This is a genomic window from Chromohalobacter sp. HP20-39, from assembly GCF_033052815.1.
GTDB lineage: Bacteria > Pseudomonadota > Gammaproteobacteria > Pseudomonadales > Halomonadaceae > Chromohalobacter.
The window spans coordinates 1-457 of the sequence record NZ_JAWHTP010000146.1; the positions used below are offsets into that span (position 1 = coordinate 1).

Sequence of the window (457 nt, forward strand, 5' to 3'; positions counted from 1 at the left end):
CGTCGATGGTGCGCCGGTCGCGATCCATGTGCGCAAGGGACGCAGCGCTGACGGTATCCCGGACAAGCATGTCCGTATCATCCGCAAGCTGATCCCGATCCGCGATGCGGTTCGCGAGGTCCTGAAGGCGCAGGAGTGCGACCGGCCGTGGAAGCCGGCGCAGGTGAAGCTGCGCATCGTCTGGTCGAACTTTGTGCGCGCGTTCGGGCCGATCAATTTCACCACGGTCTCGACCATCGAGGACGAGGAAACCGGCGAGGTGCGGGAAACGCACCGTCGCCCGAACATCCAGCCCGTCCTCGACGATCCCGATTGCTGGCTGGTGGCCTCCATCGAAGATTACGATCTTGAGTCGAATACCGCAACGCCAGGACCGATCTTTACCGAGCGGGTGATTGCGCCGCCCGCGCCGCCGGTCATCACATCAGCGGCCGATGCACTCGCCGTGGTGCTCAAC

At 64.1% G+C, this 457-nt stretch carries 1 protein-coding gene; it reads left to right on the plus strand.

Annotated elements, in window-relative coordinates:
- Positions 1 to 457, plus strand: a 457-nt coding sequence (locus RVY79_RS17370) for a hypothetical protein (protein WP_317465729.1), incomplete at both ends; no start/stop codon positions are given.